At 64.0% G+C, this 21,271-nt stretch carries 22 protein-coding genes; 19 read left to right on the top strand and 3 right to left on the bottom strand.

Annotation, left to right across the window (positions count from 1 at the left end):
- Positions 1-33 precede the first annotated feature (33 nt).
- The 5 genes from PTE30175_RS21665 to PTE30175_RS21645 all read left to right on the top strand — a co-directional run bounded on the left by PTE30175_RS21665 (position 34) and on the right by PTE30175_RS21645 (position 3,534).
- On the top strand, positions 34-357 hold the full coding sequence (locus tag PTE30175_RS21665) for a (2Fe-2S) ferredoxin domain-containing protein (protein ID WP_150699138.1): 324 nt from the start codon (positions 34-36) through the stop codon (positions 355-357).
- A gap of 25 nt (positions 358-382) precedes the next feature.
- Complete coding sequence (locus PTE30175_RS21660) at positions 383-1,012, top strand: alpha/beta hydrolase (RefSeq protein ID WP_150699137.1); 630 nt, start codon at positions 383-385, stop codon at positions 1,010-1,012.
- Between the two features lie 209 nt (positions 1,013-1,221).
- Positions 1,222-2,406 carry a D-alanyl-D-alanine carboxypeptidase family protein gene (locus tag PTE30175_RS21655; protein WP_150699136.1) on the top strand — a complete coding sequence of 395 codons (1,185 nt, stop codon included), beginning with the start codon at positions 1,222-1,224 and terminating at the stop codon, positions 2,404-2,406.
- Positions 2,407-2,419: 13 nt separating this feature from the next.
- Entirely contained in the window at positions 2,420-3,268 is an 849-nt protein-coding gene (locus PTE30175_RS21650) for a D-amino acid aminotransferase (protein ID WP_150699135.1), read from the top strand.
- Positions 3,265-3,534, top strand: a complete 270-nt coding sequence (locus PTE30175_RS21645) for a DUF493 family protein (RefSeq protein ID WP_150699134.1) — start codon at positions 3,265-3,267, stop codon at positions 3,532-3,534. Before PTE30175_RS21650 ends, PTE30175_RS21645 begins: the two co-directional genes overlap by 4 nt.
- 25 nt (positions 3,535-3,559) lie before the next feature.
- Here the strand turns inward: PTE30175_RS21645 and PTE30175_RS21640 are convergent, their stop codons facing one another.
- Positions 3,560-4,624, bottom strand: coding sequence for a transcriptional regulator GcvA (locus tag PTE30175_RS21640; protein ID WP_150699133.1), 1,065 nt, complete (start codon positions 4,622-4,624; stop codon positions 3,560-3,562).
- Between the two features lie 100 nt (positions 4,625-4,724).
- Here PTE30175_RS21640 and PTE30175_RS21635 point away from each other — a divergent pair, with 100 nt between their 5' ends.
- From PTE30175_RS21635 to PTE30175_RS21585, 11 genes are all read left to right on the top strand, one after another.
- Positions 4,725-5,057: a DUF2917 domain-containing protein gene (locus PTE30175_RS21635; RefSeq protein WP_150699132.1), complete on the top strand. Its 333-nt coding sequence runs from the start codon at positions 4,725-4,727 to the stop codon at positions 5,055-5,057.
- 152 nt (positions 5,058-5,209) lie between these two features.
- A complete protein-coding gene (gene lipB / locus PTE30175_RS21630; RefSeq protein WP_150699131.1) occupies positions 5,210-5,890 on the top strand; it encodes a lipoyl(octanoyl) transferase LipB in 681 nt (226 codons plus the stop codon).
- Between the two features lie 11 nt (positions 5,891-5,901).
- Positions 5,902-6,912 (top strand): lipoyl synthase, encoded by a 1,011-nt coding sequence (lipA, locus tag PTE30175_RS21625; protein WP_224788912.1) that lies wholly within the window; start codon positions 5,902-5,904, stop codon positions 6,910-6,912.
- A gap of 135 nt (positions 6,913-7,047) precedes the next feature.
- Positions 7,048-7,914, top strand: a complete 867-nt coding sequence (locus tag PTE30175_RS21620; protein WP_150699130.1) for an N-formylglutamate amidohydrolase — start codon at positions 7,048-7,050, stop codon at positions 7,912-7,914.
- Positions 7,914-8,696, top strand: coding sequence for an IclR family transcriptional regulator (locus tag PTE30175_RS21615; protein ID WP_150699129.1), 783 nt, complete (start codon positions 7,914-7,916; stop codon positions 8,694-8,696). Before PTE30175_RS21620 ends, PTE30175_RS21615 begins: the two co-directional genes overlap by 1 nt.
- A 293-nt stretch (positions 8,697-8,989) precedes the next feature.
- A complete protein-coding gene (locus tag PTE30175_RS21610; protein ID WP_150699128.1) occupies positions 8,990-9,958 on the top strand; it encodes an ABC transporter substrate-binding protein in 969 nt (322 codons plus the stop codon).
- A 7-nt stretch (positions 9,959-9,965) separates the two neighbouring features.
- Positions 9,966-10,793 carry an ABC transporter permease gene (locus PTE30175_RS21605; RefSeq protein ID WP_150699127.1) on the top strand — a complete coding sequence of 276 codons (828 nt, stop codon included), beginning with the start codon at positions 9,966-9,968 and terminating at the stop codon, positions 10,791-10,793.
- A 9-nt stretch (positions 10,794-10,802) separates the two neighbouring features.
- Positions 10,803-11,597, top strand: coding sequence for an ABC transporter ATP-binding protein (locus PTE30175_RS21600; RefSeq protein WP_150699126.1), 795 nt, complete (start codon positions 10,803-10,805; stop codon positions 11,595-11,597).
- A gap of 42 nt (positions 11,598-11,639) precedes the next feature.
- Positions 11,640-12,923: a dicarboxylate/amino acid:cation symporter gene (locus PTE30175_RS21595; protein ID WP_150699125.1), complete on the top strand. Its 1,284-nt coding sequence runs from the start codon at positions 11,640-11,642 to the stop codon at positions 12,921-12,923.
- Positions 12,924-12,996: 73 nt separating this feature from the next.
- A complete protein-coding gene (locus PTE30175_RS21590; RefSeq protein WP_224788911.1) occupies positions 12,997-14,892 on the top strand; it encodes a sensor histidine kinase in 1,896 nt (631 codons plus the stop codon).
- The gene (locus PTE30175_RS21585; RefSeq protein ID WP_150699173.1) at positions 14,885-16,234 is read left to right on the top strand and encodes a sigma-54-dependent transcriptional regulator; all 1,350 of its coding nucleotides are present in this window, start codon (positions 14,885-14,887) and stop codon (positions 16,232-16,234) included. The genes PTE30175_RS21590 and PTE30175_RS21585 overlap by 8 nt, the downstream gene beginning before the upstream one ends.
- 68 nt (positions 16,235-16,302) lie before the next feature.
- Here the strand turns inward: PTE30175_RS21585 and PTE30175_RS21580 are convergent, their stop codons facing one another.
- Positions 16,303-16,827: a TlpA disulfide reductase family protein gene (locus PTE30175_RS21580; protein WP_150699124.1), complete on the bottom strand. Its 525-nt coding sequence runs from the start codon at positions 16,825-16,827 to the stop codon at positions 16,303-16,305.
- A gap of 125 nt (positions 16,828-16,952) precedes the next feature.
- Here PTE30175_RS21580 and PTE30175_RS21575 point away from each other — a divergent pair, with 125 nt between their 5' ends.
- The 3 genes from PTE30175_RS21575 to PTE30175_RS21565 all read left to right on the top strand — a co-directional run bounded on the left by PTE30175_RS21575 (position 16,953) and on the right by PTE30175_RS21565 (position 20,081).
- Positions 16,953-17,528, top strand: coding sequence for a hypothetical protein (locus tag PTE30175_RS21575; RefSeq protein WP_150699123.1), 576 nt, complete (start codon positions 16,953-16,955; stop codon positions 17,526-17,528).
- A 230-nt stretch (positions 17,529-17,758) separates the two neighbouring features.
- Positions 17,759-18,889: a porin gene (locus PTE30175_RS21570; RefSeq protein ID WP_150699122.1), complete on the top strand. Its 1,131-nt coding sequence runs from the start codon at positions 17,759-17,761 to the stop codon at positions 18,887-18,889.
- 88 nt (positions 18,890-18,977) lie between these two features.
- The gene (locus tag PTE30175_RS21565) at positions 18,978-20,081 is read left to right on the top strand and encodes a nucleoside hydrolase (protein ID WP_191629168.1); all 1,104 of its coding nucleotides are present in this window, start codon (positions 18,978-18,980) and stop codon (positions 20,079-20,081) included.
- A gap of 62 nt (positions 20,082-20,143) precedes the next feature.
- Here PTE30175_RS21565 and PTE30175_RS21560 read toward each other — a convergent pair whose 3' ends face one another.
- A complete protein-coding gene (locus PTE30175_RS21560; RefSeq protein ID WP_150699121.1) occupies positions 20,144-21,175 on the bottom strand; it encodes a LysR family transcriptional regulator in 1,032 nt (343 codons plus the stop codon).
- Positions 21,176-21,271: the final 96 nt, after the last annotated feature.

Raw genomic sequence — 21,271 nt, 5'->3', positions numbered from 1 at the left:
AATGGCCCGCATTCCGTCGTCACGAGCACCCCCATGTCCACCCAGTATTATCGCCACCACGTATTCTTCTGCCTGAACCAACGCGATCCGGCTGCCGATCGTCCTTCGTGCGCGAACTGCAACGCGCAGGCGATGCAGGAGTACGCCAAGAAGCGCGTGAAGGAAGCCGGCCTGGCCGGTCCGGGGCAGGTCCGCATCAACAAGGCCGGTTGCCTGGATCGCTGCGAACTGGGGCCGGTCGTGGTCGTCTATCCGGAAGGCGTCTGGTACACGTATCTGGACGAGAGCGACATCGACGAGATCGTCGACAGCCATCTGGCGGGCGGCAAGATTGTCGAACGGCTGCTGATCGACTGAACGACTGAACGACTGAATAATCGCCATGAACGCACAAACAGAACGCTTCACTATCGACGGTCCCGTCGGCGCCATCGAAATCGCCATCGACCGTCCCGCGGGCGCGCCGCGCGGCATCGCGCTTGTCGCCCATCCGCATCCGCTGTTTGGCGGCACGCTCGACAACAAGGTCGCGCAGACCCTGGCGCGAGCGATGGTGCAGTTGGGCTACGCCACCGTGCGTTCGAACTTCCGTGGCGTGGGCAAGACGGAAGGCGAACACGACGAGGGCATTGGCGAGCGGGAAGACTTGAAGACGGTCATCGCCTGGATGCGCAGGCAGCCGGGCTGGGAATCGCTGCCGCTCGCGCTGGCCGGTTTCTCGTTCGGCACGTTCGTGCTGAGTCATGTGGCGAAGGACCTGGCCGCTGCCGGCACGCCCGCACAGCGTCTCGTGTTTGTCGGCACCGCCGCAAGCAATTGGGATGTGGCCAATGTGCCGGCCGATACGCTCGTGATCCACGGCGAGAAAGACGAGACGGTGCCGCTGCAGTCCGTGTTCGACTGGGCGCGCGGGCAAAGCTTGCCCGTCGTGGTGATTCCCGGCGGGGAGCATTTCTTCCATGGCCTGCTGCCGCTGTTGCGCCAGATCGTCGTGGACGCCTGGCGCCATTGATTGGGTAACGCCTTCGGGCAAAAGCCTTGGGGCGGCCGGCGCGCGACGGGTATAATCGCCGCTGAACCTTGCCAGCGCCATCCGGTCAGAGCCCCGGAACGTCGGGCGCTGGGTCGCTTATGCCCGTCCCGACGTCCCTGTGCCGTGCCGCCCGTGCCGCTGGCCCCGCCCACTGTCCGACCGATGCTCCACCGCCTCTCATTTCGCCGATGAAATTCACTGCTTCGCTGTCCCGTGCCGCCAGTGCCGCGGCATTGCTGTCCGCTGCCTCCCTCGTTTCGCTTCCCGCTCGTGCCCAGATCCCGCCGCCGCCGATGACGGCCAAGGCCTGGACGATCATCGATGTCACCAGCGGCCAGATGCTCGCCGCCGGTAACCCCGATGCGCGTATCGAACCGGCGTCGCTGACCAAGATCATGACGACGTACCTCGTCTTCGAGGCCTTGAAGGACAAGCGCATTTCGATGGAACAGACCGTGCTGCCGAGCGAGTCGGTGCGCAAGGTCGGCCGCGACGAATCACGCACCTTCATCGAAGCCGGCAAGCCGATTTCCGTGCACGACCTCGTGTACGGCATGATCGTGCAGTCGGGCAACGACGCCTCGATCGCGCTGGCCGAGTTGGTCGGCGGCTCGCAAGCCGGCTTCGTCGAACTCATGAACCGCGGCGCGCAGCGTCTGGGCCTGAAGAGCACGCATTACACCAACGTCGACGGCCTGACCGATCCGCAGCATTACACGACCGTGGCGGATCTGGCCACGCTGTCGACGCGCATGATCAAGGACTTTCCGGAGTTCTACTCGATTTACTCGGTGAAGAGCTTTACGTACAACAATATCCGTCAGCCGAATCGTAACCGCCTGCTGTCGCTCGACCCGACGGTCGACGGCCTGAAGACCGGCCACACCAATGAAGCCGGCTACTGCCTGGTGTCGTCGGCGTCGCGCCCGCTGCCGAATGCGCCGGGCGTGAGCCGTCGCGTGCTGTCGGTGGTCGTTGGCGAGCCGACCGAACGTGCGCGCGTGCAGGACAGCCTGTCAGCGCTCAACTACGCGTACCAGAACTTCGACACGTTGCGCGTCTACGGCGCGAACCAGGCCGTCGCGACGCCGAAGATCTGGAAGGGCAAGGAAAACGAACTGAAGGTCGGCGTCAAGCGTGACCAGTTCATCACTGTGCCGAAGGGCATGGCCGACAAGATCAAGCCGGTGCTGGAACTGCGCGAGCCGCTGGTGGCGCCGATCGCCGACGGCGCCGTGGTCGGCGCGGTCAAGGTCGTGGCCGACGGAAAGCAACTGGCCGAATTCCCGGTCGTGGCCCTGTCGGATGTGCCTCAGGCCGGCATCATCGGCCGCGCGTGGGACGCTCTGCGCCTGATGTTCGTCAAGAAGTAAAAGGTTTTCCCAAATGGACAATCCCATTGTCTGGCTCAACGGCGAACTCGTGCCGCTGGCCGATGCCAAGATTTCGGTGCTCGACCGCGGCTTTCTGTTCGGCGACGGTATCTATGAAGTCGTGCCGGTCTATGCCGGCAAGCCGTTCCGGCTGGCCCCCCACCTCGACAGGCTCGAACGCAGCCTTGCCGAAGTGCGCATCGCGAACCCGTATTCGCGCGACGAATGGGCCGCCCTCGTGCAGCGCCTGGCCGATGCCTGCGGCAGCGATCCCTGCAGCGTCTATCTTCAGGTGACGCGCGGCGTCGCGCCGCGCCAGCATGCATTCCCGCGCGACGCCAAACCGACCGTGTACGGTATCGCCACGCCGCTGACGCTGCCGAATGCCGAGAAAGTGGAGCAGGGCGTCGCCGCCGTGACGCACGAAGACCGCCGGTGGCAGAACTGTCACATCAAATCGACATCGCTGCTCGGCAACGTCCTGATGGCCCAGCATGCGGCCGAGAACGACGCGATGGAGACCCTGCAGTTCCGCGGCGGTTTCCTGACCGAGGGATCGTCGAGCAACGTGTGGGTCGTGAAAAACGGGCAAATGTTCGCCCCGCCGCGCGATAATCTCATTCTGGAGGGCATCCGCTACACCCTGCTGGAGCAACTCTGCGCAGCGTGCGGGGTGCCTTTTTCGGCACGCGCCATCGGCGAGGCCGAAGTGCGCGCCGCCGACGAGCTGCTGATCACGTCGGCGACCAAGGAGGTGCTGGCTGTCGTGCAGCTCGACGGCAAGCCGGTCGGTGCGGGCGTGCCCGGACCGGTGTTCCGCGCGTTGTATGCCGCGTATCAGCGAGCGAAGGGGGCTGCATGACACCCGTCAACGAGTCGTTGCTGGAATTTCCATGCGACTTTCCCATCAAGGTGATGGGGAAGATGCAACCGGATTTCGCCGACACCATCATTGCCCTGTTGAAAACTTTCGATGCGCAATTCGACGCCGCTCGCGTCGAAATGCGGCCGTCGCGCGCCGGCAACTATCTGGGCCTGACCGTGACGGTGCGCGCCGAAAGCCGCGCGCATCTCGATGACATGTACCGCGCGCTGTCGGGCCATCCAATGGTGACTGTAGTGCTGTAGGGCCTGAACAGGCGCTGGGCACGTCTCATCCGCCGGGGGGCGATGCGGAGTCATCGGGGGATTCGGTGATCTCCGGCGCGCCGCGAATTCCGAGCGGCGGCAGCGCCAGAACATCGCCCACGCCGGGCACATCGGGGCGCAGGGCCGCCATGGAGCCGGCCGGCAGCGGCGTGCTGCAGCGATGCACGTTCATCGTCGCCTTGAACGCCGCGATTTCTTCCATGAACCACTGATAGAACACCCGCACGCGCTCCGTCTGGAAAGCCGCCGGCGGGCAGACGAAGTAGTACGTCCATTCGCAAGGACTGTCGACGTCGAACAGGCGTACCAGACGCCCCGCCATGATGTCACCGACGGCCAGTGAGCGCCGTACGAGCGCCACCCCTTGGCCGACGATCGCCGCCTGCGAGAGCATCCCTGAATCCTGGTACAGCATGCCGTGAGCGGGCTCGGGCCAGTCGCCATGGCCCGCCGCCTCGAACCACGGCTGCCAGGGCTCGCCCACCGACCGCAGCAACGTGCTCCCGCGCAGTTCCTCCAGCGTTTGCGGAAGCTTCCCGCCGTTGTAGCGCGGACTGCAGGCAGGGAAGAACACCTCCTGAAGCACGGCTTCGACATGCAGCCCGGGCCAGCCGCCCTTGCCAAGCCGCAGCGCCACGTCGACATCGTCGCGATCGAAATCGACGAGATCGGCGCTGCAGCGTAGTTCGACTTCGAGTTCGGGGTGGCGGTCGATGAACCGCCCGATGCGTGGCGTGAGCCAGCGGCCGGCGAACGACGGCATGGTCGACAGCACAAGCCGCCGTTCACTGCGCGTACCCGCCTGCAAGGTGCGCGTGGCCTGCGCGATGTCGAACAGGGCGGCGCGGATCGACGCGGCGTACTGGCGCCCGGCCGTCGTCAGGCTGATGCGCTTCCCGTTGCGCGCGAACAACGTCACGCACAATTCCTGTTCCAGTGCACGGATCTGATGGCTGATGGCCCCGTGCGTGACGAACAACTCCTCGGCGGCACGCGAAAAGCTCTCGAGCCGTGCAGCCGCCTCGAAAGCGCGCAAGGCGCTCAGATTGGGAAGTTTCCTCAGGTCCATGTGAGGAATACTAGCAAAAGCTTGAAAATTTGTCGTTTTGTTTATGACTTGGCAGTCCCTATGATTGAGTCATTCTCTTGTAAGAGACGGAGGCCGCAAAATGCAAAGCAATTTGACAAAGGTCCAATATTTCTACGGGCTGCGCCCGGGCGAAGTGATCAGTCTCGATTTTCACCACGAGCACACGCTGGTGGCGCGCGGCGCCGCCGTCTGGGTCACCCGCGCCGGCGATCCTGCCGACTACTGGCTCAAGCCCGGCCAACGTCTTCAAGTCGAACCGGGCCGCCGGTACTGGCTGTCGTCCGAAGCTGCGGCGCAAGCGCAGCTCGAGCGGCACGTGAGCCGCCGTTTCTCGCCGTTGCGTCTGTTGAGCCGGTGGCTGGCCGGTCGGCGGGCGGCCCGCGAGGACATCTCCTGCCCCGCTGCGGCGTAGATCTGCGTAATGGGGCTCGGCGGGCTCGGGGGCTCGGGGGGCTCGGGGGGCTCGGGGGGCTCGGCGGGAAATAACGCCGGCGGGCGCCGGGTACGGTTTCGCCGGGTAAAACCTCACCAGCAGAATGGCGCCGGTTTGGGTAAACTTGCGCCATGAATGTTCCGATTGAAGTGTGCTGGCGCGGCACGGAAGACTACGCCACGACGTTCGACGCGATGCGTGCGATGACCGACGCACGTGGCCCGGACACGCCCGACCAGCTCTGGCTGGTACAGCACCCGCCCGTCTATACCCTCGGCCTCGCCGGAGATCCTGCGCATCTGCTCATCGCCGACACCGGCATCCCGCTCGTCAAGGTCGACCGGGGCGGCCAGATTACCTATCACGGCCCCGGTCAGGTGGTCGCCTATTTGCTGATCGACCTGCGCCGCCGCAAGCTCATGGTGCGCGAAATGGTGCGTCTGATCGAGCAGGCGGCGATCGACACGCTGGGAGCGTATAATCTCGCCGTTGAGCGCCGGGCCGGCGCGCCGGGCATCTATGTGAGCCAGGGCGAGGCCGTCACGGCGTATGCCGGCGCCAAGATCGCCGCCCTCGGGCTCAAGATCCGCAACGGTTGCAGCTATCACGGCGTCAGTTTGAACGTCGCCATGGACCTGCGCCCGTTCGACTGGATCAATCCGTGCGGCTACGCCGGCCTGCAAACCGTTGACATGGCCACGCTCGGCGTGGCCGCCCGCTGGGATGAAGTGGCCGCGCGCCTGGCGCAGCAGCTTGGCCGCCACTTCGAACAGCAATGCGCGTCGGGCCAACCGATCACCGCCGCGCCCTGACTGGAAGCCTCATGACCACCACCGTGACCACCCCCGAATCCGCGACGAAGGAAGTCCGTACCGTCGACGGCGAATACGACGCCACCGCCAAGCAGAAATCGCAGGCCAAGACGGCGCGCATCCCGATCAAGGTGGTGCCGATCGAGCGTCTCAAGAAACCCGAATGGATCCGCGTCAAGGCGGCCACCCATAACTCCCGTTTCTATGAAATCAAGCAGATCCTGCGCGAGCATAATCTGCATACGGTCTGCGAAGAGGCCAGCTGTCCGAACATCGGCGAATGCTTCGGCAAGGGCACGGCCACGTTCATGATCATGGGCGACAAATGCACGCGCCGCTGCCCGTTTTGCGACGTCGGTCACGGCCGGCCCGATCCGCTCGACGCGGATGAGCCGCTCAATCTCGCGAAGACCATCGCCGCGATGCGCCTCAAATACGTCGTGATCACCAGCGTCGACCGCGACGATCTCCGTGACGGCGGGGCCCAGCATTTCGTCGATTGCATCCGCCATGTGCGCGAACTGTCGCCGACGACGCGCATCGAGATCCTGACGCCGGACTTCCGCGCGCGTCTCGACCGTGCGTTGGGGATTCTCAATGCCGCACCGCCCGACGTCATGAATCACAATCTGGAAACGGTGCCGCGCCTTTACAAGGAGGCGCGCCCGGGGTCCGACTACCAGCACTCGCTCAACCTCCTCAAGGAGTTCAAGGCGAAGCACCCCGACGTGGCGACGAAGTCCGGCCTGATGGTCGGTCTTGGCGAAACTGACGAGGAAATCCTCGACGTCATGCGCGATCTGCGTGCGCACAACGTCGATATGCTGACCATCGGCCAGTATCTGCAACCGTCGGAGCACCACCTGGCCGTGCGCCGTTACGTCACGCCGGATACGTTCAAGATGTTCGAGGAAGAGGCCTACAAGATGGGCTTCACGCACGCCGCCGTGGGGGCGATGGTGCGCTCGAGCTACCACGCCGACGTGCAGGCGCACGAAGCCGGCGTCGCGGACGCGATCTGATCGCTGCGGAATAACGACTGTAAGTCGACAAACATCCCGTAATAAGCGGGACCTTGCCCGACACCGGTTTTCGTTTCAGAATGAGAGAACCATGTTTCGCTCCATGAAACGCGTGCCGGCTTGCGAGGAGGTCCCATGTCGCGTCACGTCATCGACGGTCGTTACTTCGTGGAAGTCCCCAAGGGCGGACGTCTGCCGCTGGTGCTCGATTCCCCGCACAGCGGCATCGTCTTCCCGGCTGACTTCGATCCGGTCGCGCCAACGTCGGCTATTTACGCCAGCTGGGATGCGCACGTCGACGAACTCTGGTCCGCCGCGTCGCAGCACGGCGCCACGCTGATCGGCGCGCTGTTTCCGCGCGCGTACATCGATCCGAACCGCGCGCCCCATGATATCGATCCCGACCTGCTGGACCAGATGTGGCCGCATGATGCGCGTCCGAGCGATTACAGCGCCCGCGGCATGGGGTTGATCCGGCGCCTCGCCTTGCCCGGGGTGCCGCTTTACGACCGGCCCTTGTCCGTCGCCGAAGTCGAACGGCGTGTGCACGACTACTACACGCCCTACCGGCACGCCGTGCGCGATGAAATCGACGCGGCATGGCATCGCGCCGGCATCGTCTGGCACATCAATTGTCATTCGATGAAGTCGCGCGGCAACGCCATGAATCTTGATCCGGGCGAGCTGCGCCCCGACATCGTTGTCAGCGATCGGGAAGGCACGTCGGCCGATCCATCGTTCTCCCGTTGGGTGGTGCAGCACTTCAATCAGTTCGGTTACAAGGCGACGTACAACACGCCTTACCGCGGCGGCGATCTGGTGCGCCTGTTCGGCCATCCCGAACACCGCCGGCACAGCATCCAGATCGAAATCAACCGCGCCCTCTACATGAACGAAGAAAGCTGCGAGAAACATGAGGGTTTCGCGCAGTTGCAGGCCAACCTCACGCGCTTTCTGGCGGCGCTTGCCGCCTACGCGGAACGACACAGCGAGGAAGTTTGATGGATTACAAGGTAGCTTCGGTCGACACGGCGCTCTCGCTGTTGTCGCTGGTGGGCGAGTGCCCGGGCCTCGGCGTGACGGAATTGTCGCAGCGCGCGGGGCTCAACAAATCGCGCGCGTTCCGGTTGCTGGCCACGTTGGAGATGCATCGCTGGGTGGTCCGCGAGGGCGATCCCGTGACCTATGTGCTCGGCCCCCAGGCATTGGTGCTCGGCGTCGCCGCGCATGAACAGGTCAATCTCGTGAAGATTGCGCATCGCCACATGCAAACCCTCGGCCGCGCGCTCAACGAAAACATCCAGTTGCGCGTGCGTGACGGTCTCGAGTCGCTTTGTGTTGCACGCGTGGAGTCGACGCACGAACTGCGTATGCACGGTGTCGTCGGCAATCGCCGTCCGCTGTACGTCGGCGCATCCGGCAAGGTACTGCTGGCCTTCTCCGCCGACGATGTACGCGCGCAGGTCCTCGGTCGTCCGCGGCGCCGCTTCACGTCCGGCACGCTGACGGAGCGCGACGAACTCTTCACCGAGCTCGGCAATGTGCGCAGCAAGGATTGCGCGGTCAGCTTCGGCGAATTGACGCCGGAGGCGGTCTCGGTGGCTGTGCCGGTGCGCGACGCGACGGGTGAAGTCGTGGCAGCGCTGTCGGCGTCGGGCCCGTCGTCACGCATGACACGCGCACTGCTGCCCGATATCGCCGCGCGGCTTTCGGCTTGCGCTGTCGCCATTTCTGCCGGTCTCGGCTATCAAGAGGCGCCGCTCGACGCGCAAGACGCCGCCTAGCGTGAACAGGCCCGGGTCTTTCTCCATCACCCGCGCCACCCCGCACATCTTCCGCGCCCGCACCATCCGTCAAAAAAATTCTGGATATCCAGACGGATCGGGCGTAGATTTTCTGTAATTCCGGACAAACCGCTATCGGGTTTTCCTGAGTCGACAACTTTAAAATCAAGGCGTTAGCAATCTGGCACGGTGCTTGCTTTATGTAACCCGTGTCGCGTCGACGTCTGCGCTTTCCGAAATTCCATAGACGGTCGGCGTGGCGACGAACAGCGAAAAGACCAAGAGGAGACTCCATGCTCAAGCAATGCCTTGCCGCCGCAGTTCTGTGTGCGGCCTCCCTTCACGCGTTTGCCGACGACGTTGTCCGCCTGGGCAATTTGAAATTCGCCCATTACGGTGCCGTGTCGTACATGAAGGTCATCGGACCGAAATACGGCTTGAAGATCGAAGAGCGGATGTTCGCCAAGGGCGTCGACATCATGCCGGCGATCGTGGCCGGCCAGGTTGACGTCTCCGCCAGCGCACTCGACGCCGCCATCGCCGGCCGAGCGCAGGGCGCCCCGATTTACGCCGTCGCCGGCTTCGCCAAGGGCGGCGTGCGCCTGGTGGCGAGGAAGGGGCTGACGGTCACGAAGGCCGCCGACCTGAAGGGCAAGAAAGTCGGCGTGGCACGCGGCGGCGCACAGGAACTGATCCTCTATGCCGAACTGGCCAAGGCCGGCCTGACGTGGTCCGATCAGCCGGGCAAGGACGTCCAGATCCTGTTCATGGCCTACGCCGATCTGAACCAGGCGCTCGCCGCCGGCAGCATCGATGCAATGTGCCAATCGGAGCCGCAAGCCTCGCAGGCGATCAACAAGGGCTTCGGCGTGGAAGTGCTCAAGCCGTACGACACGCCGCTTGGCGAGCCGGTGCGCGCGCTTGTCATCACCGAGAAGCTATACAAGGAAAAGCCGGAAGTCGCGCAGCGTGTGATGTACGCCTTCGTCGAAGCGACCGATACGTTCATCAAGAACCCCGCACTGGCCGAGAAGTATGTGCGCGAGGACATGTTCAAGAACCAGATCAGCCCGCAAGACTTCAAGGACGGCATCGGGAATTCGCCGTACAGCTATGACCTGACCGTCTCGCATGTGCAACTGACCACCGACCTGATGAAACAGTACGGGGTTGGCAAGCTGCAGGTCCCGGTGCCCAAGGCAGACGACTGGGTCAAGCTCGATTTGCTCGCGAAGGCCAAGGCCAAGCTGAACATCAAGTGAGGTCGTCATGGCTGCGCACGTGTCCAACCGGACTTTACGCGCCCTGCGTGGCGCGCTCATTCCTGTCGTCGTCGTATTGATCTGGCAGGCGGTCACCGGCCTGGGCTGGATCAATCCGATCATCCTGCCGTCGCCGCTTGCGGTGCTCGCCAAGTGGTGGGAGTACCTGTTGCCGACGCAGGCGCTCGCCGACAACGGCTTGGCCGCCTGGCTGCATTCGAGCGAACTGATGACCGACGCTGCGAATAGCCTGTATCGGGTGATCATGGGTTTCTGCGTGGGCACCATCATCGCGCTGCCGCTGGGCCTGCTGATGGGCACGAGCACGCGCCTGTACGGACTCTTCAATCCGCTCGTGCAGGTGGTGCGTCCGATTCCGCCGATCGCATACATCCCCCTCGCGATCCTGTGGTTCGGCCTGGGCAACCCGCCGGCGTTCTTCCTGATTGCGCTTGGCGCGTTTTTCCCGGTGCTGATGAACACCATCGCCGGGGTGCGTCACGTCGACGGCATTTTCCTGCGCGCCGCGCGCAATCTCGGCGCGAACAAGCTGACGATCTTCCGCCGCGTCATCATGCCGGCCGCGACGCCCTACATCCTGTCGGGCATTCGCATCGGCATCGGGACGGCGTTCATCGTCGTGATCGTGGCCGAGATGATCGCCGTGAACAACGGACTCGGCTACCGCATCCTGGAAGCGCGCGAATACATGTGGTCGGACAAGATCATCGCCGGCATGCTGACCATCGGCGTGCTGGGGCTCATCATCGACCTCGGCATGGACCGCCTCAACAACCACCTGCTCAAGTGGCACCGTGGCCTCGAGACGAAATAAGGAAGCGCCATGCTGATCCAGATCGAAAACGTCAACAAGCAGTTCCCGATTCCCGGCGGCACGGTGGACGCCCTCAAGGACATCGACCTGTCGATCGCCGAGGGCGAGTTCGTCTGCCTGCTCGGTCCGTCGGGTTGTGGCAAGTCGACCCTGCTCAATGCGCTGGCCGGCTTTGTCGCGCCGACCTCGGGCGAGATCAAGATCGACGGACGTGCCGACGCGGCTGCCGAACCCGGTCCGGACCGCGGCATGGTCTTCCAGGAATATGCGCTGTTCCCGTGGATGACGGTTGCACAGAACATCGCCTTCGGTCTGGAGATCAAGGGCATGAAGCGGGCCGATATCAACGCCCGTGTCGACCTGCTGCTCGGCAAGCTCAACCTGCGCGAGTTTCGCGATCGCTACCCGCGCGACCTGTCGGGCGGCATGCGCCAGCGCGTGGCGATTGCCCGCGTGCTCGCGCTCGACAGCCCGATCTTGCTGATGGACGAGCCGTTCGGCGCGCTGGATGCATTAACGCGCCGGACCTTGCAGGACGAGTTGCTGCGCATTTGGCAGGAATTCAAGAAGACCATCATTTTCGTGACCCACAGTATCGAGGAGTCGATTTACCTCGCGGACCGCGTGGTGGTGATGACGTACCGGCCCGGAACGGTCAAACGGGACGTCATCATCGAACTGCCGCGGCCGCGCGATACGGCCGGCACCGAATTCAACGAGTTGAAGAAGGAATTGGCCCAGATGGTGATGGAGGAGCAAATGCGCTTTGCGCAAAGCGAGATTCGCGGATACACGGCGGACTGATAACGGAACGGCGGCTTGCCCCGCAGTTCAAGAGGAAACATCATGCATACCCAGACCAAAAAGCCCTTTTATCGCATCCTGTACGTGCAGGTGCTGATTGCCATCGTCATCGGCATCCTGCTCGGCTATGTCCGTCCGAGCCTGGCGGTCGAGATGAAGCCGCTCGGCGACGGCTTCATCAAGCTGATCAAGATGATCATCGGACCGATCATCTTCTGTACGGTCGTCGCGGGCATCGCCGGCATGCAGGACATGAAGAAAGTCGGCCGCGTTGGCGGCAAGGCGCTGATCTACTTTGAGGTGGTCTCGACCTTCGCGCTGCTCATCGGCCTGGCAGCGACGCACCTGCTCAAGCCGGGCGCCGGCTTCAACGTCGACATCGCCTCACTCGATCCGAAGGCCATCGCCTCCTACACCGAGAAGGCCGCGCACGGCGAGAGCTTGAGCGAGTTCCTGCTGCATCTGATTCCGAATACCTTTGTCGATGCGTTCGCCAAAGGCGAGATCCTGCAGATCCTCGTGATCGCGATCCTGTTCGGCGCAGCGCTGGCCATTGTCGGCGAACGCGGCCGGGTCGTCTCCGAGTTCATCGAGAAGATCTCCAGCGTGTTCTTCCAGGTCGTGCACATCATCACGAAGGTCGCCCCGCTCGGCGCGTTCGGCGCGATGGCGTTCACCATCGGCAAGTACGGCATCGCCTCGCTGCTGCCGTTGATGAAACTGATGGGCACCTTCTACCTGACGGCCTTGCTGTTCGTGCTGATCGTGCTCGGTGGCATCGCCAAGATGGTCGGCTTCTCGATCCTGAAGTTCATCGCCTACATCAAGGAAGAACTGCTGATCGTGCTGGGCACGAGCTCGTCGGAAGCCGCGCTGCCGCAACTGATGGAAAAGATGGAGAAGCTGGGCTGCTCGAAGTCGGTGGTGGGTCTCGTGATCCCGACGGGCTATTCCTTCAACCTTGACGGCACCAACATCTACATGACGATGGCCGTGCTGTTCATCGCACAGGCGACGAACACCGACCTGACGTGGGCGCAACAGCTGACGCTGCTCGCGGTGGCGATGTTGACCTCGAAGGGCGCCTCGGGCGTGACCGGCGCGGGCTTCATCACCCTGGCCGCGACGCTGGCCGTGATTCCGACCATCCCGGTGGCCGGGATGGTGCTGATTCTCGGTATCGACCGCTTCATGAGCGAGTGCCGCGCGTTGACGAACATCGTCGGCAACGGTGTGGCGACGGTCGTCGTGTCGGCCTGGGAAAAGGAACTCGATCACAACAAGCTCAAGCAAACGCTTGCGCGGGGCGAGCTCGAAATGGTCTGACACGTCATGTGAGTGACGGCGGGGGCAGCACGTCATGTGACGCGCCCCGCCGTTCACCGCGATGGAGAGGACCTTGCTGATACGCCGATGGCTGTGGATCGTCGCCATCCTGGCGGCGTGCGTAGCGTTTTGCCTGATGACTTATTCGCTCAGTTGGCAGCGCGGCGTGGCGGAGTTGCGCGTGAACGCCGGCGCGCGTGTCGAGCGCTACGCCGGCAGCCTGAAAAGCACCGTCGACCGTTACGAATTCCTGCCCTACCTCTTGTCGCTGCATCCGTTCGTTCACGACCTGCTCGCGAATCCGAAAGATCCTGCGCGCGTGCAGCGCGCGAATGACTATCTGTTCGACGTCAATCAGCGCGCGAAGGCGTCGGCGGCTTACGTCATCGATGCGGGCGGTGTCGCACTGGCGTCCAGCAACTGGCGCGAGGCGGCGACGTTCGTCGGTCAGGAATATCGTTTCCGTCCGTATTTCATCGATGCCATCAAAGGGGCGACGGGCCGTTTCTATGGCGTGGGCACGACCACCGGCGAGCCGGGGTATTTCGTGTCGCAGCCGATTGTTGTCGATGGCCAGATTCGCGGCGTGGTGGTTGTCAAACTGAATCTCGAATGGTTCCAGCGCGCCGGCGCAGACGCCTCCGAGCCGGTCGTTGTCACGGACGACCACGGCGTGATCTTCCTGTCGTCGGAGCCGCGCTGGCAATACCGTTCGCTCGCGCCCTTGCCCGAAGATGTGCGGGCGGCGCTCGAGCGCACGCGCCAGTACTACAACCAGCGCATCACACCCTTGTCGATGACCGGTGACGAAGCGCTCGACGCCGACGGCGACATCGTGACCATTCGCGAAGGCCGCGCGGGCCGCGACAGCCGGCGCTTTCTCGCCGTGCGCCGCAAGATGGGCGAGCCGGACTGGACCCTGATCTATTTCGCGCCGCTCGACCAGGTCGTTGTCAATGCGCGTATCGCGGCAGTTGCGGCCGCGTGCCTTGCAGCGTTTACCTGCCTGCTCGGCGTGGCGTGGAACCAGCGGCGCGAACGCATGGCCGACATGCTCCGCAGCCGTACGCTGCTGCAGACCGCCTATGCCGAACTGAACGAACGCGTCGCGGAGCGCACGGCCGATCTGCAATCGGCCAACGCGCGCCTGCAGACGGAAGTACAGGAGCGCGCGCGCACGGAACACGAACTGCGAGAGGCGCAAAGCGAGCTCGTGCAGGCCAGCAAGCTGGTGGCGCTCGGGCAGATGGCCGCGGGCATCACGCATGAACTGAATCAACCGCTGTCGGCATTGCGCAGCTTCTCCGACAACACACGCCTGCTGTTCGATCGCGGCGATCATGACGCCGTGCGCGAGAACCTCGAAGCGATTGCATCGCTCACCGATCGCATGGGCAAGATCACCGGCCAATTGCGGCTGTTTGCCGGCAAGGCGCGCCGTTCGGCAGGCCATACGGCGTCGGTGCGCCGGGCGCTCGACAACACCTGCACGCTGCTGCGCGCGCGGTTGCGCGACATTGCGCTGGTGATCGACTTCGCCGGCGATATCCCGGGCGCCGACGTCGATGTCGCCTGCGAGAGCCTGCGGCTCGAGCAGATCCTGATCAATCTGATCGGCAACGCCGTCGACGCCGTCTCGAACGGCCCGCAGCGAAGCGCGCATCCGTCCATTCGGGTCGACGTCACGGCCGACGATACGTGGGTGCGCATACGTGTTGGCGATAACGGGCCGGGCATTGCCGACGCGCATATGGCGCGCCTGTTCGAACCCTTTTTCAGCACCAAGGAAGGCGGCCAGGGCATGGGCCTTGGCCTTGCGATTTCGTCGTCGATTGCACAGGAGCATGGCGGCCAGCTGGTCGCGCGCAACGTGCCCGGCGGCGGCGCCGAGTTTCTGCTGACGTTGCGACGCGCAGCGCCTTGCGCTTCACCGTCTGGCTCACAAGCTTCCCCCCGGAATGATGTATAACGATCTCCAAATCCTCTTCGTCGAAGACGACGAACTCGTCCGCCGCGCCACGCTGCAAAGCCTGCAGCTCGCCGGCCTCGAGGCCTTCGGCCTCGCCTCGGCCGAAGCCGCGCTCGAACGCCTTTCGCCGGAGTTCGCCGGCGTCGTGGTCAGCGACATCCGCCTCATCGGCATGAGCGGGCTCGAACTGCTCGCCCACTGCCGCCAGCATGCGCCGGAGATCCCGGTCATCCTTGTGACGGGGCATGGCGACATTTCCATGGCCGTGCAGGCGATTCGCGACGGCGCCTACGATTTTATCGAGAAGCCGTTCGCGCCTGACCGGCTCATCGAATCCGTCAAGCGTGCGCTGGAAACGCGCAAGCTCGTGCTGGAGAACCGTGCCCTGCGGCGCGAACTTGCCCAGCAGGGCGGCCGCGCCTCACGCATCATCGGACGCAGTCCCGCGATGGAGACGATGCGCGCACTGATCGCCAACGTTGCAATGACGGACGCACCGGTGCTCATCAACGGCGATACGGGCACCGGCAAGGAGATGGTCGCGCGCAGTTTGCACGATCTGTCGCCGCGCCGCGACGCGCCGTTCGTCGCACTCAATTGCGGCGCGTTGCCCGAAGCGATCTTCGAGAGCGAAATGTTCGGACATGAAGTCGGCGCTTTCACCGGCGCGGCGAAACGTCGTGTCGGCAAACTGGAACACGCTTCGGGCGGTACGCTGTTTCTCGACGAAATCGAGAGCATGCCCGCCGCGCTGCAGGTCAAGCTGCTGCGCGTGCTGCAGGACGGCGTGCTCGAGCGCTTGGGTTCGAACCAGCCGATTCGTGTCGATTGCCGCGTTGTGGCCGCCGCGAAGGGCGATATGGAGGCGCTGGTGCGCGAAGGCGCGTTCCGCCGCGATCTGTATTACCGCCTGAACGTCGTGACCTTGTCGCTGCCGCCGCTGCGCGAACGCCGCGAGGACATCCTGCCCCTGTTCGAACACTTCCTGCTAGATTCGGCCGTGCGCTATGGGCGACCGGCGCCGCTGCTGTCCGAGCGGCTGCGGCAGGAACTGATGCAAGCCGATTGGCCGGGCAATGTACGTGAGTTGCGTAACGCCGCGGATCGGCTCGTGCTTGGCGTGGCCAGTACGCCCGAGGGCGGCGAGAACACGCCGTTGCCGCTCAAGGAGCAGGTCGAGCGCTTCGAGCGCAGCGTGTTGCAGGAGGCGCTGGAGCACAGCAAGGGCAATGTCGCAGCGACGGCCGAGGCGTTGCAGGTGTCAAAGGCGACGCTCTACGAGAAGCTGAAACGTTACGGATTACATACTCGCGGCGCGGGCGCTGAGGAAGGAGCGCGCTGACCGCGCCGCGGCGTAAAAACAAAAGCGCCCCGAGGGGCGCTTGTTCGTTGGTCAGGCCGCGAGGCCGCTCAAGCCTGCTTGGCCAAGGCTTTTTCGAGCAGCCGGTTGAGCTCGGCATACTCCGGTTCGCCGACATACTGCTTGAGAATCTTGCCGTCGCGATCGACGACGAAAGTCGTCGGCGTCAGTTGCACGTTGCCGTACTGCTTTGCGACACTGCCGTCGGAATCCATGGCCACCTTGAACGGCAGCTGGCGCGACTGCGCGTAATTCATCACGTACATCGGCGGGTCGTAGCTCATGGCGACGGCGACGAATTCCAGGCCCTGGCCCTTGTATTTCTCGTATGTCTGCACCATCGTCGGCATTTCCTTCATGCACGTGACACAGCTCGTCGCCCAGAAATTCACGAGGTAGACCTTGCCGCGCAATTGCTTGGTGTCGAGTTTTTGTCCAGACAGCAGCGTGAAGTTCGCTTCGGGTGCGCGCTTGGCGCCGGCGAACGCAAAATACGCAGCGATCGCGACGGCGAGCACCAGCACGACGGCGACAAGTTTGCCGAGCGGAAGCGGACGGGAGGTCGATGCAGTCATGGCGCAAACGGGAATGGCAGTGAGGTTTCGACGATTCTACCCTTATTCAGCCGCGCGCGTACGGCCCGCCCCCGTGTGCATTTGCGTGCGCGCGATGGCGCCGTCGGGCGCCGGGATGTCTCATAATGGACGCCTTGCCCACGACACGCCATCCGTCGCCCATGTTGCCTGTTGTCCGAGTCGTTGCCGCGCTTCTTTGCGCCCTGTTCCTGATGGCCTGTACGCCGCATTTCGACTGGCGCGAGGTGCATGCCGCCGATGCCGGCTATGGCGTGATGTATCCGGCGAAGCCGACGCAGGACGCCCGCGACGTGTCGCTCGCCGGCGAAAAGCTCCCGATGCTCATGCAGGCGGCGCGCGTGGACAAGACGCTGTATGCCGTCGGCGTTGTGACATTGCCGCGTGACGACGCGCAACTCCGGGCGGCCGTCCTCGCCGACCTTCAGCGCGGATTGCTCGCCAATATCGGCCAAACCGACGCCGCACCGAGCGCGGTCGCCATCAAGCAGGCGGGCAATGCCGCGTCGGTGCCGGGCGTCGCCGTGCAAGCGACAGGGCAGGCGTCGGACAAGAGCGAGCGCTTCGTGGCGGCGCGCTTCGTAGCGCGCGGCTTGCATGCCTATCAGGTGGTCATCCTCGCGCAAACGCCGCCGCCACAGGACGTCATCGACCAGTTCTTCGACTCGTTCACCCTGGAGTGAGCCACCGCGGCGCGCATTTTTTGACGCGCGCTATATATGCCGGCCGTCGCGCCGGCCGTCCGCAATGCCCACCATCCCCTGCGGATGACCGCCGCGCTTGATAAATCAATCAAATTTATGGATGTATAAATAAACAAAATTATATTTATACAAGGGCGTTCCCTATAGTTCGGCCTGCGCTGCCGTGATCCCCACGCGCGGTTTCCGAACTCCTATACGCCAGAAATACCATGAAGACTTCGATTCTTGCCCGCTGCGGGCTGTTGGGCACGTGTGCCATGCTCGGGATCGGCGCGGGCGCCGCCCATGCCCAGAGCAACGTTACGATGTACGGCCTGATTTCCGCCGGCGTGGGCTATGTGAGCAATCAGGGCGGCAGCAAGACGTGGCAAGCGCTGTCCGGCACCAACCAGAATCCGCGCTGGGGCATGCGCGGCAGCGAGGATCTCGGTAACGGTACGAAGGCGATCTTCACGATCGAAGCCGGCTTCAGTGTCGTCAACGGGACGGCGGCGCAGAACGGCCGTGCATTCGGCCGCCAGTCGTACGTGGGGCTGTCCGACAAGTCGCTGGGCACGCTGACGGTGGGCCGCCAGTACGATACGGTGCACGATTACGTCGGCCCGGTCATCATCTCGAGCAACGGGGTGAATATCGGTGACAACGACAACGGCTACAACGACATTCGCATGCAGAACTCGGTCAAGTACGTGAGCCCCACGTATCGCGGTCTGCAAGGCACGGCACAGTACGGCTTCAGCAACTCGGCCACAGGTTTCCGCAATAACAATGCCTACAGCCTGGGTCTCGGCTATACGCATTCGGATTTCAGCTGGAACGTGGTGTACGCGCAGTTCAACTCGCCGTTCAGCGGCACGAATCCGGATGGCGCGATCGCCAATGACTACGCCAGCCCGCTGCTACTGTTTTCGAAGAGTGCCGTACACACCAGCGTCTCCGCGAGCCAGCAACGCATCTTCGGTACCGGCGGCTTCTACACGATCGGACCGGCCGTCATCGGGGCGCTGTTCACCGACGTCCGCTTTACTTACCTCGATCAGACGCATCTTCATCTGCAGAATTTCGACCTGACCTTGAACTACCACGTCACGCCGGCGCTCGTGCTCGGCGCGGCCTACGGCTTCACGAACGGCAAATACGACGTGATCGAGACGCGTCCGCAATGGCACCAGGTCAACCTGCAGGCTGACTACTTCCTGTCCAAGCGGACCGATATCGCGTTGACGCTGAATGCACAGCAGGCGGCCGGCGACGCGAAGTACGCACAGTTGTTCGGATATTCGGCATCGAGCACGAAACGCCAGACGGCGGTGACGCTTGGGATGCGTCACGTGTTCTGATCCTCGTGGGCGATATCTGATCTGCGCGCCGGATATTCCCCGCCGGCGCCGAGTCTCCCTGCCATTGAGCATTTTTGACGCCACCGCCATGTCCAATCAACGTTTCGAGAACCGTTCTTCGCGCCGGGGTTTTCTGCGCACGACATTTGCCGCCACCGCCGCAACGCTTGGCGCCGCGGCCCTGCCTTCGCGGGGCTGGGCGCAAGTCGAAATGGTGCGGGGCGCGTCGCGTTTGCCGGCCGACGCCTCGGCGCGCAGCGTCATCATCGACACGGATCCCGGACAGGACGACGCCATCGCCATTCTGTTTGCGCTGGGCGCACAGGGGCGGCTCGACGTGAAGGCATTGACGGCGGTTGCCGGCAATGTGCCGCTGACATTGACCGAACGCAATGCGCGCATCGTGCGCGATTGGGCCGGCCGTACGCATACGCTGCCGGTATATGCCGGCTGCGCGCGTCCGTTGATGCGCGAACTGTTGACCGCTGCCAATGTCCATGGCCGCACCGGCCTCGACGGCGTGCCACTGCACGATCCGCAAGCCCCCCTCGCGCCGCAGCATGCGGTGACGTACCTGATCGATACGCTGCGCGGCGCCGCACCGGGCAGCGTCACGCTGTGCGCGTTGGGCCCGTTGACGAATATCGCGACGGCCCTCACCGTTGCGCCGGAAATCGGGAAGGCACTGCGCGAGATCGTGTTGATGGGGGGCGCGTTCTTCGAGCGCGGCAATATGACGCCGGCGGCCGAGTTCAATATCTATGTCGATCCGGAGGCCGCACGCATCGTGTTTGCCAGCGGCGTGCCGATCACGGTGCTGCCGCGCGACGTCGCCGTCAAGGCACCGATCACGCCGGCGCGCATCGCACCGGTGCGTGCGCTCGGCAATCGTTGCGGGGCGCTCGTCGCCGACATCATGGCGGCGGAAGTTGCGTACCAGAAGGGCCGTTTCGGCGTCGAGTCGGCGCCGATGTATGACCCGTGCACGGTGGCGTATCTCATCGAACCGTCGCTGTTCAGCGGCCGCAAGGTCAACGTCTCGGTCGAGACCACAGGCGAGTACACGCTGGGCGAGACGATCGTCGACTGGACTGGCCGCAGCAAACGGCCGGTCAATGCGACCTGGGTCACCGACGTCGATGCGGACGGCTTCTACAACGCTTTGAACGCCAGCATCGCCCGCCTGCCGTAACTTGCGCCGTGCGATGCGATGCGTGGCGGCCGCAGACGCGGGATGTTGCCGCGTCACGCGGTTCAACTCACCTGCGTTGCGATCCAGTCGCGGCAACGGGTGACCTGCGGGCTGCGCTCGCCGCCGTCGAGGGACATGAGGGCGATGGTGCGCGTGACCGTCGGCGCGATCAGCGGCAACGCGGTCAGCGCCGGATCGTGCAGATGCAGCGTATAGAGGCGCGGCAGCACGGCCACGGCCAGGCCGCTGCGCACCAGGGCATAAAGCGGCTCGGTATATTCCATGCGGTATTTCGGGTCGAGACGCAGGTTCTGTGCGCCACCGGTGCGTTGCAATGTGTCGCTGACGTTGCCGCGCACGAACACCGCCAGGTCGCGCTCGACCAGCGACGCCCAGCCGACGCTGCCAGCGTGCGCCATCGGATCGTCGCGGTGCACGACGAGCACGATCTCGTCGACAAACAGATCGTCGTAACGAAAGTGCCTGGCGTGACTGCCACCGTCTGCCGCGTCGTCGGCCGCCACGTCATCGCGTACACCGACGGCGAGGTCGATTTCCCCTTTGCCAAGGGCTTGCACCAGTTCGCTGTTCGGCAGGTCGGACAGTGCGAATCGCACGGACGGATCCGCCTCGCGCAACGCGCCCAAGGCCGGCAACAGGCGGCCGGCGACCGACGGGATGAAACCGATGCGCACGGTCTGCACTTGTTCGGCGAAGGTACTCGTCATGTCGTCGAACGTGCCGCGTGCCGCATTGAGCAGGCGTTCCGCGAGCGGAAGCACGGTCGCGCCCGCGCTGGTCAGTGTGAGGCGGTGCGACGACCGTTCGAACAGCCGGCCGCCGAGCAGGAACTCGATTTGGCGGATTGCCGCGGTCAATGCCGGCTGAGTGACGGACAACGCTTGGGCGGCCTGCGTGAAACTGCGCGAATGGGCAAGGGCGACGAAGTACTGAACCTGGCGCAGCGTCAGCGCCGGCAACGGCGGTATCGGCTCGAGGGACGCCTGCGAAAGCGCGCCGCCACGCGTGGCTGTTGCGGCGGATGCGGAAGGGCCGGATGAACCGGACGAAGCCGATGGGGCAGACGTCTTCATGGGGATAGCGGGCGCGAAATAACGGGTCCGGCAGCCGGATGCGGCGCCTTGGCAATCAGTATAGATTGAAATTATTGTTTTATAAGAATTTTGATT

Origin of the sequence: Pandoraea terrae, assembly GCF_902459695.1 — a bacterium.
Lineage (GTDB): Bacteria > Pseudomonadota > Gammaproteobacteria > Burkholderiales > Burkholderiaceae > Pandoraea > Pandoraea terrae.
The sequence above is the reverse complement of the archived record's forward strand: the minus strand, read 5'-3'. Positions and strand labels throughout refer to the sequence as shown.